The organism is Sphingopyxis sp. (assembly GCF_035998965.1).
In the GTDB taxonomy this organism is placed as follows: domain Bacteria; phylum Pseudomonadota; class Alphaproteobacteria; order Sphingomonadales; family Sphingomonadaceae; genus Sphingopyxis.
The window spans coordinates 1-13,817 of record NZ_DASYHE010000096.1 but is presented as its reverse complement, the minus strand read 5'-3'; the positions used below and the strand labels follow the sequence as shown (position 1 = coordinate 13,817).

Sequence of the window (13,817 nt, the reverse complement as noted above, 5' to 3'; positions counted from 1 at the left end):
AAATCCCTCCCCTTCAGGGGAGGGCAGCGAGACTTGCGAACTTGTTCGCTAGTCGCAGCGGGTGGGGTCCATCGGACTAGCGCAAGGCCGATGGACCCCACCCCGCTGCGACTAGGCAGCAAGCTGCCAAGTCTCGCTACCCCTCCCCTGAAGGGGAGGGACTTTATCGTTGCCGCCCTCGCCCTCACCCTCGCCGCCCCCGCGCACGCCGACACCCTCGTCGATAACGTCAACGGCATCACCCTCGACAAGGACGGCAAGCTCGTCCGCTTCACCGGGCTGGTCATCGACAAGGATGGCAAGGTCAAGCAACTGCTCGACCGCAAGGACAAGCGCCCCGAACGCCCGGATTTCAAGGAAGACGGCAAGGGCCGCACCCTGATCCCTGGGCTGATCGACGCGCACGGCCATGTCATGGGCCTCGGCTTCCAGCTGATGCTGCTCGACCTGTCGGACACCAACAGCCTCGCCGAAGCGCAGGCGGCGATCCGCAAATATGCCGCCGACAATCCCGAAATGCCGTGGATCATCGGACGCGGCTGGAATCAGGAGAAATGGGGCCTCGGCCGTTTCCCCACCGCCGCCGATCTTGACGCCGCGGTCCCGAACCGTCCGGTCTGGCTCGAACGCGTCGATGGCCATGCGGGCTGGGCGAATACCGCCGCCATGACCGCCGCGAAAGTCACCGCCGGGAGCAAATCGCCCGAGGGCGGTCGCATCGAAATGGCGGGCGGCAAGCCGAGCGGCGTTTTCATCGACGCGGCGATGAGCTTGATCGACAACGCCAAGCCCAAACCGCTCGCCCGCGACCTGGACCGCGCCCTGCTGCTCGCTCAGCAAAAGCTGCTTGAACAGGGCGTCACCGCGATCGCCGACATGGGGACGTCGATCCTCGACTGGCAGGCGTTCCGCCGCGCCGGGGACAAGAAACAACTGGCGGTGCGGATCCTCAGCTATGGCGGCGACATCGACAATATGGCGATCATCGCGGGATCCGAACCGACGCCGTGGCTGTACGAGGACCGGCTGCGCATGGTCGGGGTCAAGCTGTACCTCGACGGCGCGCTCGGGTCGCGCGGCGCCTGGCTGAAAGCGCCGTACAGCGACGCTGCGGGGCAGACCGGCCTGCCGCTGCTCACGCCCGCGCAGCTGCGCAACAAGATGGTCCGCGCCTCGATGGACAAGTTTCAGGTCGCGATCCACGCGATTGGCGACGCCGCCAATGCCGAGGCTTTGGACGCGATTACCGATCTCAACGCCGACCTGCCGGGTGATCGCCGCTGGCGCATCGAACATGCGCAAGTCATCGACCCCGCCGACATCCCGCGTTTCGCCAGCCTGAAAGTCATCGCCTCGATGCAGCCCGTCCACCAGACGAGTGATCGGTTGATGGCCGAAGCGCGGCTCGGCCCCGACCGGCTGAAGGGCGCCTATGCGTGGCGCAGCCTCCAAACCGCGGGTGCCCGCCTTGCTTTCGGTTCAGACGTGCCGGTTGAAAGCGCCAACCCGTTTGTGGGGCTGGCCGCGGCAATGTCGCGCACCGACGCCGCGGGTCAGCCGTTCGGCGGCTGGCGCCCTGAGGAAGCCGTGAACCGCGAGACCGCGCTCGACGGCTTCACCCGCACCGCAGCCTATGCCGGTTTTGCCGAGGATCGCATCGGCACGCTGATGCCGGGGATGCGCGCCGATTTCCTGATTATCGACGCCGACCCGATGCTCGCCAGCCCCGACGAGATCCGCCGCATGACCCCGCTCGAAACCTGGATCGGCGGCTATCGCTACTACAAGAAAGAGGCCTCCGGTGGCGGGCGGTAACGCCCCCAGCCGCCGCGCGCTGTTGACCGGCCTCGCCGCACTGCCCGTGGCCGCAACCGCGGCGGCGGCCGAGCGCAAATCAAAGAAACGCAAACCCGCCAAAGCCAAAATACCGCATGTCGATGTCGCGATCATCGGCGCCGGGGTGTTCGGCGCCTGGACCGCCTGGCATCTGCTGCGCGCAGGCAAGAGCGTGCGGCTGTTCGACGCCTATGGTGCGGGACATGCCCGCGCGTCGTCGGGCGGCGAGAGCCGCGTTATCCGTATGGGGTACGGCGGCGACACCATCTACTCGGAGATGGCGCGCGAATCCTTGCCCTATTGGAAAGCGCTCTCGGACACCGCCAGCGCGCCGATCTTTCACAACACTGGCGTGCTGTGGTTCGGTCCACAGGGCGATCCCTACACCGCGCAATCGCTTGCGTGGTTGCAGGCGAACCGCGTCGGGCACGAGCTTGGCGACGTTGCTTGGTTGCAGAACAAGTATCGCCAGATCCAATTTTTTCAGGGCGAGACGGGCATCCTCGAAACCGAATGCGGCGCGCTGATCGCGGGACGCGGGGTGCAGGAAGTGATCGCCGATGCGCAGATCGCGGTCGAGCGCGTCGTCATGCCAGCACCCCTGCTGTCAAAACGGATCAAGCGCCACAGCCTGCCCGATGGCGGCACCGCCGATCATCTCGTCTATGCCCTCGGCCCCTGGCTCGCCGAACTCTTCCCGCAGCAGCTGATGAACAAGATCGTCGCGACGCGGCAGGAGGTCTATCATTTCGGCGCGCCGCAGGGCGATACGCGCTTTGCCCCGCCCGAGTTGCCGGTGTGGGCCGACAACAGCAACAACGGCATCTTCTATGGCATCCCTGACCTGGAGGGCGCCGGGTTCAAGATCGCCATCGACCGCCACGGCCCGGTGGTCGACCCCGACACGATGGAACGCCAGCTGACCCCGGCGGGAATCGCCGAAGCGCGCGCCTATATCGCGCGCCGTTTCCCCGCCCTCGCATCGGCGCCGCTGATCGGCGGGCGCGTCTGCCAATATGAGAATAGCTCGAACGGCGATTATCTGATCGATCGGTTTCCGGGGCAGGAGCGCGTCTGGCTGGTCGGTGGCGGGTCAGGGCACGGTTTCAAGAACGGCCCTGCGGTCGGCAAGCGGGTGGCCGCGCATATCCTCGATCCCAAGCTGGCGGTGGAACCGCGGTTCAGCTTTGCGACCAAGGGGACGGCGGCAGCGCGAACGGTGTTCTAAGTTCGATCACACACCCCAGCCTCGTCATCCCGGCGAAGGCCGGGATCTCGCCGGTGCGGGCGAGCGAGTGGGTGAGATCCCGGCCTTCGCCGGGATGACGATTTGAGGGGTAAGCGAGCGTGCGCCTGACCGACTGCCACAACATCGACGACTTCCGGGCGCTCGCCCGCCGTCGCCTGCCCTGGCCGGTGTTCGACTATATCGACGGTGCTGCCGACGACGAAGTCACCCGCCGCCGCAATCGCGCTGCGTTCGACGATTGCGACCTCATCCCGCGCGTCCTCGCCGGGGTCGAAACCGTTGATATGCGCACGACCTTGTTCGGCCGCGAAATGGCGATGCCCCTGTTCCTCTCACCCACCGCGCTGCAACGCCTGTTCCACTGGCAGGGCGAGCGCGCTGTCCTCCGCGCCGCCGCCAACGCCGGGACGATGGCGGGCATTTCCAGCCTCGCCACGATCAGCCTCGCCGAAGCGGGCGCGCTCACCGATGGCCCCAAGCTGTTCCAGCTCTATGTCCACAAGGACGAAGGGCTGAACCGCGCGATGCTGGAAGCCGCGCGCGACGCTAAATTCGACGCCGTCGCGCTGACCGTCGATACCATCGTCGGCGGCAACCGCGAGCGCTGCCTGCGCTCGGGCTTCACCTCGCCGCCGCGCTTCACGGCGGGTAATATGCTGAGCTACGCCGCCAAGCCCGGCTGGGGACTCAATTACGTCCTGCGCGAAAAATTCAGCCTGCCCAATCTCGCGACACATGTGTCCGAGGGATCGAGCGTCCCCAAATCGGTTGCCGACTATTTTACGACGATGCTCGACCAGAGCCTCGACTGGAACCGCGCCGCGGCCATCCGCCAGCAATGGGACGGGCCATTCTGCCTGAAAGGCATCGTCGCGGTCGAGGATGCCCGCCGCGCGGTCGAGATCGGCGCCACCGCGATCATGGTGTCGAACCATGGCGGGCGCCAGCTCGATGGCAGCCGCGCGCCGTTCGATGCGCTGGCCGAGATCGTTGATGCGGTCGGCGACAAGATCGAGGTGATCTGCGACGGCGGCATCACGCGCGGCACGCATGTGCTGAAAGCGCTGTCGGTCGGCGCCAAGGCTTGTTCGGGCGGCCGCCTCTATCTCTACGCGCTCGCTGCGGCGGGCGAGGATGGCGTAGCGCGCGCGATCACATTGCTGCACGCCGAGATGGAGCGGGGCATGAAATTGATGGGGGCCAAGACGCTCGCCGACCTCTCACGCGACAATCTGCGCTGGCGGTAAAAAGATCCTCCCTGTCGCGCAGCGATGGGCAGGGGGACCGCTCGCGAAGCGAGTGGTGGAGGGGCGGCAAAGTCGCGCTATTGCCCCTCCGTCAGCGCTTCGCGCTGCCACCTCCCCATGCCTTTGGCACAGGGAGGATCGGCAGATCAGCCCACCGCCACCTCATCCTTCTTGCCCAGCCCGCTCCAGTCGATGCTCCGCGTCATGTACATCACCCCGGCAAGGGCAAAGAACATCAGCACCGAACCGATGAGCAACGAATAAGCCTCAAGGTTCAGCAGCACATAAAGCAGCGCATACAGTCCGACCAGCATCGCGGCCAGGAACCGCGCGCGCTTCCAACTTTTCAGCACCGCAGCGCTGTAAAAGGCCAGCAACCCAATGATCGCCGCTGACGCCAGCATATAGGCGAAGGTGAACCCGATCACCTCGGCGAAAGCCAGCAGCAGCACAAAGAACAGCACCAGCGCGATGCCGGTCAGCAGATATTCGGCCGGGGCGACCCGCGCGCCCGCGATGATGTCAAACATCAGGAACGCGACGAAGGTAAAGCCGATGAACAGGAAGCCATATTTGATCGCGCGATCGACCTGGCTGTACAGGTCGACGGGTTCGATCAGGCTGATCGCCACGGCTTTGGCCGTACCGCCCGATGCTTCGCCCGCGCTCCCGTCACTCGGTCCCGAAACGGCCACCGGCTCGACATAGGTGTCGCGCGGACCATAGTTGGTCATCACCGGCGGCGACAAATCGCCGGTCAGCACCTGCGCCTGCCCGAGCGCCAGGTTCGGCACGGCATAGGTGGCGGTGAAGCCACTGGCCGTCACGCTGCGCTTGGCGGGCAGGAAATCGCCGCCGAAGCTGGGGTTCGGCCAGCTCGACTTGACCGTCCAGCGCGTATCGACCCCGCGCGGGATCAGCTTGAAATCACCCAGCCCGCGCACCCCGATCTTGTAATCGACCTTGAGCGGCGCCGCAGCGCTCCAGTCCACGAACGCGAACGTCCCCGAATTGCCAGTCGAAAGCAGCCCCTTGCCCGGCTGCAAAGCCAGCGGCGTACCATTGACCGCGACGCTGTTACCATCGACCAACCCGCGCGCGTCGCTGACCCCTAGCCGCACTTCGGCGCGGTCGAGCATCAGCGCCTCGCGCGCCACGCCGAACCGCGCGATGTCGGCGGGCAGCACGAAATTGGCGCTGCCCGAAATCTGGCTTTCATAGACAACCGTCTCGTAAATCGCCTTTTTGCGCTTTTCAGGCTTGATGACGACATCGGCCGTGTTCGCCTGCGGTGAAAGATAGAGGTTGCGGATCGTGTTGACCGTCCGCGTCACATCCTTGCCATTTTCGGTCACCGTCGTCGTTTCGGTCGCGCGGTAGGGGATGACGATCACCGGCCCGGCGATCGTCTGTTGCCCGCCCCAGCCCTGACCGATCGACGCCTGCGCGGTTTCGGCCTGCTGCTGGCGATCCCACAACAGGCCATAGATCATCAACAAGGGCACCATCAGCGCCACCGCGATCAGCACCGCGATGACCAGCTTGACGCCGGGGCTGCGCTCGCTGCGCGCGGGCGGATTCGACGACGATACGGGGGGAACAGAAACGCTCTGAGTCATGGGGGATACTCTTGCTGCTTCAACTGGTCGATGAAATTGCACGGTTCATCGATACGGTCAAGCGGGTTGAGGTGAAGCGCATTCGCCGCCAATTGCGCACGAAAAAGGGGACGGCCTCCCCCGAAGCCGCCCCCTTAACGCGTGGTCGCTGACCCGCTAGGCAATCAGAATGAAAAGCCCAGCGTAAAGACCACGGTTGGATCGAACAGGGTATCGACCGCGCCGATGCCCGACTTTTTGATGTCGGTATCGATATATTGCACGGTGAAGGTCGCGGGACCGGCGGCGAACGAGGCGCCGACCATCCAGTCGAGATAATTGCCGCCGGGCGCCAGCGCGCCGAGCGAGCCATCGGTGTAGCCAAGCGCGGCATTCAGCGTGAGCGGAGTGTCGGGGATACCATAGCCCAGGCCAAGGTTCAGATAGATATTGTCATCGCTGCCCAGCGAATTCTGGTCGGGGGCATAGGCGACCATACCGGTCGCCGAAACCGGGCCGATGTCGTGCGACAGCTTGCCGATGATTTCGACATAATCGCTGGGGCCGGCAAAATCCTGGTTGCCCGGATAGACATAATAGGTGGCGCCGATATCGACCGTGGTACCCGGCGCAATCTCGGTCGCGAAACCGGCATAAAGGTCGAGCTCATATTTGCCGTACAGCGGGCTGTCGGGCAGGGTCGAACCCCAAGCACCGGCATAAAAGCCGCTTTCGTGGCTCACGGTCACGGTCGATTGAAGCGCGACCTTTTCGTTCGACAGCGAAATGCCGCGGAAACGATAGTCCGACACGACCGAAACGCCGCCCGAAAGCGAGACCGGGCCGCTGGCTTCTTCTTCCTGAGCGAAGGCAGGCGTCGACATGGCCGACGCGGCGAGCAGCATGCCGAAACACGCTTTGGTAAGAAACTTCATGGGTGATCCCCCTAATAAAAACAACGGATCGTCCCGGCCTGCTGTACGCTGTCCACGCCTCTTCGTGCGGGCCTGTGACGACGAACGGCTCTGAAATTGCCGATTTTGCTGCAATGCACAAACAAAAATTGCGCATGATGCCGATTCAACGTCAGAGTGTGTCTTTCGCGCAACAGCGGCGCGGCACACGCTTGGCTTTGCCAATCGCCCGCCGGACGGCTAAAGAGCGGCGCATCCTCCCTTATCGATCGAGCCCGAACCCATGAGCGATCACAATCCCGGCCTGCGCCCCTGGCGCGACATTGCGCGGCGCACCAGCCGCCAGATCATGGTCGGCAACGTCCCGGTTGGCGGCGGTGCCCCGATTACCGTTCAAACGATGACCAACACGCTGACCAGCGATCCCGTCGCGACGATCGACCAGATCCGCCGCTGCGAGGAAGCAGGCGCCGACCTGATCCGCGTGTCGTGTCCTGACACCGAATCGACCGCGGCCTTGGGTAAGGTGGTCCGCGCGGCGCGCATCCCGATCATCGCCGACATTCATTTCCACTATAAGCGCGCGCTCGAAGCCGCCGACGCGGGCGCCGCGTGCCTGCGCATCAACCCCGGCAATATCGGATCGTCGGAGCGCGTCGGCGAAGTCGTCCGCGCTGCCAAGGCGAACGGCTGTGCGATCCGCATTGGGGTCAACGCGGGTAGCCTGGAAAAAGACCTGCTCGAAAAATATGGCGAACCCTGCCCCGAGGCGCTGGTCGAAAGCGCGCTCGACCATATCAAGCTGCTGCAAGACCATGACTTCCACGAATATAAGGTCGCGGTAAAAGCAAGCGATGTCTTCCTCGCGGTCGCGGCTTACGCGCAACTCGCCGATGCGGTCGATTGTCCGCTCCACCTCGGCATCACCGAAGCAGGCGGGTTGATCGGCGGCACCGTCAAATCGGCGCTCGGCATCGGCAATCTGCTGTGGGCGGGGATCGGCGACACGATCCGCGTGTCGCTTTCAGCCGAACCCGAAGAAGAAGTGCGCGTCGGTTATGAGATTCTGAAATCGCTCGGCCTGCGCACCCGCGGCGTCCGCGTCGTGTCCTGCCCCAGCTGCGCCCGCCAGGGCTTCGACGTCATACGCACCGTGCAGGCGCTCGAAGAAGCGCTCGGTCATATCAAGACCCCGATGTCGCTCTCGGTCCTCGGCTGCGTCGTCAACGGCCCCGGCGAAGCCCGCGAAACCGACATCGGCATCACAGGCGGCGGCAATGGCAAGCATATGGTCTATCTGTCGGGGGTTACCGACCATCACGTCGCCGACGCCGACATGATCGGCCATATCGTCAAGCTGGTCGAGGCCAAGGCTGCCGAAATCGACGCGGGCAATTCGGTGAGCATGGACGTCGCGCACGGCAAGGCAGCTTAAAAGCCCCTCCCCTTCGCGTTTATTCCTTTTGTCCAAATATCTGTTCCCCGGCGAAAGCCGGGGTCCAGGGCGTCATAACGCGACGCTTGTTTTTGGACGCTCTGGGCCCCGGCTTTCGCCGGGGAACGGCTATTCACTTGTCCGGAGGGGCGTGGTTCCAAGACACGGGGACCGCTCGCTGAGCGAACCCGGTCAAGCGTGCTAACCGCCCGCCAGCGGCGCCAAACCGTCCATCACCGCGGTCAGCGCCAGCGCATTTTCCCGCTCCATCGCGCTATGTCCGGCGTTGGTCACAACATAGGACACCGGTTCGGCGCCCGCCGCTCGCAGCGCCGCGACCAGCCGCGATGCTTGGGTCAGCGGGCAGACCTCGTCGAAGCGGCCATGGACGATGTGGATCGGGATCGCCGCCAACGTGGCGATATTGTCGAAGAAATGCCCCGCTGGCAGGAATAGTTCGTTGGCGAAATAATGCGCCTCGATCTGCGCAAAACACAGCGCGAAGTCCGCCTCGCCGAACTTTCCGGTGTCGGCGGCTTCGGGGATCATGTTCGAAATCACCCCCTCCCATAGCGACCAGGTCACCGCCGCTTCCAACTGCCGCGCCTTTTCCGCCGCGCTGGCCGGCACCATGTCGAAAATCGCCTTGTACGACGCCATGACGTCGCCGCGCTCGGCGGGGGTCAGGACGTTCAGCAGCGCCGCCCATTCATCGGGATATTTGATATACGCCCCCGGCGCGGTCAGCCCATAGGGGTCGGCTTCCCAGGTCGCGGCATTGCCCTGATACAGATAGTCCAGATCCTCCGCCGCGCCCAAAAAGATGCCGCGCAGGATCAGGCTGGCGCAATGCGCGGGATGGGCAATCGCATAGGCCATCGCCAGCGTGCTGCCCCAGCTGCCGCCAAACACGTGCATTGGCCCTGCAATCGCCAAATGGTCGCGCAATTTCCCGATATCGCCGATCAGGTCGGCGGTCGTGTTCTTGGCCAGCGCCGCTCCCGGTCCCGCCGACGCGACATTGGGTTCGCTCTTGCCGCACCCGCGCTGGTCGAACAGGATGACGCGATAGCGCCCAGGATCGAAAAAGCGTGCCATCGCCGGGGCGCAGGCGCCGCCGGGGCCGCCGTGCAGGAACACCACCGGTTCGCCCGCCGGATTGCCATATTCCTCCCAATAGATGCGGTGCGCGGGGTCGCGGTCGACCTCCAGCCAGCCGAAGTTCAGGCAGGGCGACTGGGGATAGACCCAGTCGTCACCGATCTTGCTGCTCATCTGAAGCCGGGAAAAATCCATCGCCGCTGTCCTTGCTGCTGTGATCGGGAAACACCGGCTTAACCGCCGCAGCGATCATGTCTACCCGGCAGGCACGATTATGCCGTGCGCCGCGTCAACAGGCCGGCGTCGCCGCGGTCATCCCCGCCGGCCAGCGCAGTTCGTACGTCACCATAAACCCGTCATGGTCCGACAAACGCGGGCCGCTGGCGCCGCCGTCGAACACCGCCTCGACTCGGATCGGCCGCACCGCAAGCTGTTCGCCGTTCGCAAAGAATTGGAGGTCTTGCGTGTCCATCCAGGGCGCGTCGCCATCCCACGACATCCGCACATCGCATCCCGAACCGGGATCGACGCAGTGTTCGTGCACCAGCGTCAACGGATGATGCGCGGAAAATTCGGCCCATCGTCCCTCTGCATGGCGCATGTTGAAATCGCCGCCGAAAATCAGCGGCACAGCGACGTTTTCGGTCGCCGCGATGAACGCCGATGCGATCTCGGCTTGCCGCGCATGGGCCTCGCCATTGCGCTGGTCGGAAACCCGCGATGCCCGGCGCGCGTTCATATGGGTGTTATAGACGTCAACCGGGGTCGGCACGCCCGGTACGGCAATCCGCGCCAGCATGACCCCTTTATTCGACAGGCAATCAAAGCCCGCGCAGGCGCGCCGACCATAGGCGGCGGCGGCGCTCTCGACGATCGGAAAGCGCGACGCGATGGCGAGCCCGCCGCCAAGCAGCTTTATGCCTAGCTCGCCCTTCAACGGTTTGGCGCTGCCCGCCATCGGGTCGGTCCCCCTGACAAAGGCCCGTGTCGTGCGCCGCGGTCCCGGCGCGATTGCTGGATAGCCCGATGCCGCAACCGCGCGCTTGGCGGCGCCGCTGAACATCTCCTGAAACAGGATGATGTCCGCGCCGCTGCGGTCCATGCGGGCCGCGTTCAACCGTTCGCCGATTTCGCGAAGTTCGCGCGCCCGCCCCTTGCGCGCCGGCCAGCCCAGCCCCTCCAGATTATAGGTTAGCACCGACAAGCGCGCGCTGGCCTCGCGGCCATCCGCCGAATGCACGACCGCGGCGGGCGGCGCCGCATCGCACGCCATCACGCGCAGCGGCGGCGCCGTCCCGCAGGCGCCCAGCGCCAGCGCGGCGGCGCCGATCCACATCATGCGGATCGGCTTCGCGGATGACAGGTCATAGCTCACGACAGGATCATAACCCGTCGCCGCCGACGCGTCACCGGCAATTGGAACCCACCCACACACCCATAAAAAAGGGGCCGCCTCTCGGCAGCCCCTTTCCTCGTTCAATAAACCGACGGCTTAGTCCTTCAGGAAATCGGGCACATGACCCTGATCTTCCGGACCTTCGTTGCGTTCGCGGCGCGGGCCGCGATCGCCGCCGGCACCGCCGTCACGGCGCGGGCCACGATCACCGCCGCCATCGCGGCGCGGACCACGGTCGCCGCGCGGGCCACGATCGCCGCCGCCGCCATCCCGGCGCGGGCCGCGCGGACCACGGTCGCCGCGATCGCCGCCTTCGCGCGGCGGGCGGGTGTCTTCCAGCTCGGCGCCGGTTTCCTGATCGACGACGCGCATCGACAGGCGCACCTTGCCGCGCTGGTCGATCTCGAGCACCTTGACCTTGACTTCCTGACCTTCGCTCAGGACGTCGGCGACCTTTTCCACGCGCTCGTTGGCGATTTCGCTGACGTGAACCAGGCCGTCCTTGCCGCCCATGAAATTCACGAACGCCCCGAAATCGACCAGGTTGACGACCTTGCCGTCATAGATTTTGCCGACTTCGGCTTCTTCGACGATGCCCGAAATCCACTTGCGCGCGGCTTCGATCTGCGCCGGGTCGCTCGACGAAATCTTGATCAGACCTTCGTCGTCGATGTCGACCTTGGCGCCGGTGGTCGCGACGATCTCGCGGATCACCTTGCCGCCGGTGCCGATGATGTCGCGGATCTTCGCCTTGTCGATCTGCATCGTTTCGATGCGCGGGGCATAATCGGACAGCTCGGTGCGGGCTTCGCCCAGGGCCTTCGCCATTTCGCCCAGAATGTGCGCGCGGCCTTCCTTGGCCTGGTTCAGCGCGGCTTCGAAGATCTCGCGCGTGATGCCCGCAATCTTGATGTCCATCTGCATCGTCGTGATGCCTTCGGACGTCCCCGCCACCTTGAAGTCCATGTCGCCAAGGTGATCTTCATCGCCCAGGATGTCCGACAGGATCGCGAAATCCTTGCCTTCGAGGATCAGGCCCATCGCGATGCCCGAAACCGGGCGCTTGATCGGCACGCCGGCGTCCATCATCGCGAGCGAACCACCGCAGACCGACGCCATCGACGACGAGCCGTTCGACTCGGTGATGTCACTGGTGATGCGGATCGTGTAGGGGAACTCGTCCTTCGTCGGCAGCACCGCGTGCAGCGCACGCCATGCCAGCTTGCCATGGCCGATGTCGCGGCGGCTGGGCGCCCCGAAGCGGCCAACTTCACCAACCGAATAGGGCGGGAAGTTATAGTGCAGCATGAAGTTCGAATACGACAGGCCATTCAGGCCGTCGATCATCTGCTCGCTGTCCTTGGTGCCCAAGGTGCAGGTTGCAATTGTCTGCGTCTCGCCGCGCGTGAATAGCGCCGAGCCATGGGCGCGGGGCAAGAAGTGTGTTTCGGCGACGATCGGACGAATCTGCGTCGTCGTGCGGCCGTCGATGCGCTTGCCGTCCTTCAGGATGGCGCCGCGCACGATTTCGGCTTCCAGCTTCTTCATCAGCTTGCCGGCGGCCATCTGGTCCTGCGGCGCGGCGTCGGCGAAAGCTTCCTTGGCCTTGGCGCGGGCTTCGTTCAGCGCGTTCGAACGGGCCGATTTGTCGGTCAGCTTGTACGCGGCGGCGATGTCCTTGCCGATCAGCTTTTTCAGCTTGTCCTTGGCAGCGGTCAGGTCGGCCTGTTCGGCCATGTCCCAGGGATCCTTGGCAGCCTGTTCGGCCAGCTTCACGATCGCCTTGACCACATCCTTACACGCGTCATGCGCGAACAGGACGGCGCCGAGCATGATCTCTTCCGACAGCTCATTGGCTTCGGATTCGACCATCATCACCGCGTCGTAAGTGGCGGCAACGACCAGGTCGAGGTCGCCTTCGGCAACCTGCGCGTCGGTCGGGTTCAGGATATATTCGCCGTCGACATAACCGACGCGCGCGGCGCCGATCGGGCCCATGAAGGGGACGCCCGAAATGGTGAGCGCAGCCGAGGCGGCAACCATCGCGAGGATGTCGGGTTCGTTGTGGCCATCATAGCTCAGAACCTGGGCAATGACGTTGATTTCGTTGTAGAAACCCTCGGGGAACAGCGGACGGATCGGACGATCGGTCAGACGCGAAACCAGGGTTTCCTTTTCGGTCGCGCCGCGTTCGCGCTTGAAGAAGCCGCCGGGGATGCGGCCTGCGCCCGAGTATTTTTCCTGATAGTGGACAGTCAGGGGGAAGAAATCCTGCCCTTCCTTCACCGTCTTGGCGGCGGTGACCGCGGCCAGGACCATCGTTTCGCCGAGCGTCGCGACAACCGCGCCATCGGCCTGACGGGCAACCTTGCCCGTTTCGAGGGTCAGCGTTTCACCGCCCCACTCGATCGATACTTTTTTCACGTCAAACATGGAGTTTCCTTCGCCCGCCTGGCCCAATGCCGGGCGGGGCCTCTGATTCCGGGTAATCCGACCCGGGGCGGTGCGGGGCGTCTGTGGCCCCAATAGCGGCCCCACCGAATGCGGGGCGGCCCTGTGGTCCGGCAAATTTGCACGGAGCCAATATGACAGCGGCCCCGGAAAACCGGGGCCGCCAGAAATTCTTACTTACGCAGACCCAGCTTCGCGATCAGTGCCTGATAGCGCGCCTCGTCCTTCTTTTTCAGATAGTCGAGGAGGCTGCGACGCTTGTTGACCATCATCAGCAAGCCGCGGCGGCTGTGATTGTCCTTGTGGTTCGCCTTGAAATGACCGGTCAGGTTGTTGATGCGGTCGGTCAGGATTGCGACCTGAACTTCCGGCGAACCGGTGTCGCCCTTGCTGCGGGCGTTTTCGGTGATGACTTCGGTTTTGCGCTCGGCGGTAATCGACATAGATTTTTTCCTCGAACATCATGGCTTAAAGATTGAAGCCGCGCACGACCTTCAGCGTTCCCGCCAAAGCCTCGATCAGGGCGATCGGACGATTTTGATCGTCCCGTCCCCAATAGAGCCCGTCATCCGTAGCTACCCCGGTCCAGA

General features: G+C 64.4%; 11 protein-coding genes. 5 read left to right on the top strand and 6 right to left on the bottom strand.

The annotated features are described in order from the left end of the window. Window positions 1-90: 90 nt before the first annotated feature. From VGN68_RS17260 to VGN68_RS17250, 3 genes are all read left to right on the top strand, one after another. Window positions 91-1,815: an amidohydrolase gene (locus VGN68_RS17260; protein ID WP_327478413.1), complete on the top strand. Its 1,725-nt coding sequence runs from the start codon at window positions 91-93 to the stop codon at window positions 1,813-1,815. Then, a complete protein-coding gene (locus tag VGN68_RS17255) occupies window positions 1,802-3,064 on the top strand; it encodes an FAD-dependent oxidoreductase (protein ID WP_327478411.1) in 1,263 nt (420 codons plus the stop codon). The genes VGN68_RS17260 and VGN68_RS17255 overlap by 14 nt, the downstream gene beginning before the upstream one ends. Before the next feature lie 119 nt (window positions 3,065-3,183). Continuing rightward, window positions 3,184-4,332, top strand: coding sequence for an alpha-hydroxy acid oxidase (locus VGN68_RS17250; RefSeq protein WP_327478409.1), 1,149 nt, complete (start codon window positions 3,184-3,186; stop codon window positions 4,330-4,332). A gap of 146 nt (window positions 4,333-4,478) precedes the next feature. Here the strand turns inward: VGN68_RS17250 and creD are convergent, their stop codons facing one another. After that, complete coding sequence (gene creD, locus VGN68_RS17245) at window positions 4,479-5,951, bottom strand: cell envelope integrity protein CreD (protein WP_327478407.1); 1,473 nt, start codon at window positions 5,949-5,951, stop codon at window positions 4,479-4,481. 11 nt (window positions 5,952-5,962) lie between these two features. Here creD and VGN68_RS17240 point away from each other — a divergent pair, with 11 nt between their 5' ends. Continuing rightward, window positions 5,963-6,103: a hypothetical protein gene (locus VGN68_RS17240; protein ID WP_327478405.1), complete on the top strand. Its 141-nt coding sequence runs from the start codon at window positions 5,963-5,965 to the stop codon at window positions 6,101-6,103. A gap of 12 nt (window positions 6,104-6,115) precedes the next feature. Here VGN68_RS17240 and VGN68_RS17235 read toward each other — a convergent pair whose 3' ends face one another. After that, entirely contained in the window at window positions 6,116-6,865 is a 750-nt protein-coding gene (locus VGN68_RS17235) for a TorF family putative porin (RefSeq protein WP_327478403.1), read from the bottom strand. Window positions 6,866-7,127: 262 nt separating this feature from the next. Here VGN68_RS17235 and ispG point away from each other — a divergent pair, with 262 nt between their 5' ends. Beyond that, a complete protein-coding gene (gene ispG / locus VGN68_RS17230) occupies window positions 7,128-8,279 on the top strand; it encodes a flavodoxin-dependent (E)-4-hydroxy-3-methylbut-2-enyl-diphosphate synthase (RefSeq protein WP_327478400.1) in 1,152 nt (383 codons plus the stop codon). A gap of 201 nt (window positions 8,280-8,480) precedes the next feature. On the opposite strand, the gene pip is transcribed toward ispG, so the two are convergent. The 4 genes from pip to rpsO all read right to left on the bottom strand — a co-directional run bounded on the left by pip (window position 8,481) and on the right by rpsO (window position 13,670). Then, a complete protein-coding gene (gene pip, locus VGN68_RS17225; protein WP_327478398.1) occupies window positions 8,481-9,575 on the bottom strand; it encodes a prolyl aminopeptidase in 1,095 nt (364 codons plus the stop codon). Window positions 9,576-9,669: 94 nt separating this feature from the next. Further along, window positions 9,670-10,755, bottom strand: a complete 1,086-nt coding sequence (locus tag VGN68_RS17220) for an endonuclease/exonuclease/phosphatase family protein (protein WP_327478396.1) — start codon at window positions 10,753-10,755, stop codon at window positions 9,670-9,672. Between the two features lie 117 nt (window positions 10,756-10,872). After that, window positions 10,873-13,209, bottom strand: a complete 2,337-nt coding sequence (gene pnp / locus VGN68_RS17215) for a polyribonucleotide nucleotidyltransferase (protein ID WP_327478394.1) — start codon at window positions 13,207-13,209, stop codon at window positions 10,873-10,875. A 191-nt stretch (window positions 13,210-13,400) separates the two neighbouring features. Continuing rightward, window positions 13,401-13,670 (bottom strand): 30S ribosomal protein S15, encoded by a 270-nt coding sequence (gene rpsO / locus VGN68_RS17210; protein WP_293697597.1) that lies wholly within the window; start codon window positions 13,668-13,670, stop codon window positions 13,401-13,403. Between the last annotated feature and the right edge of the window lie 147 nt (window positions 13,671-13,817).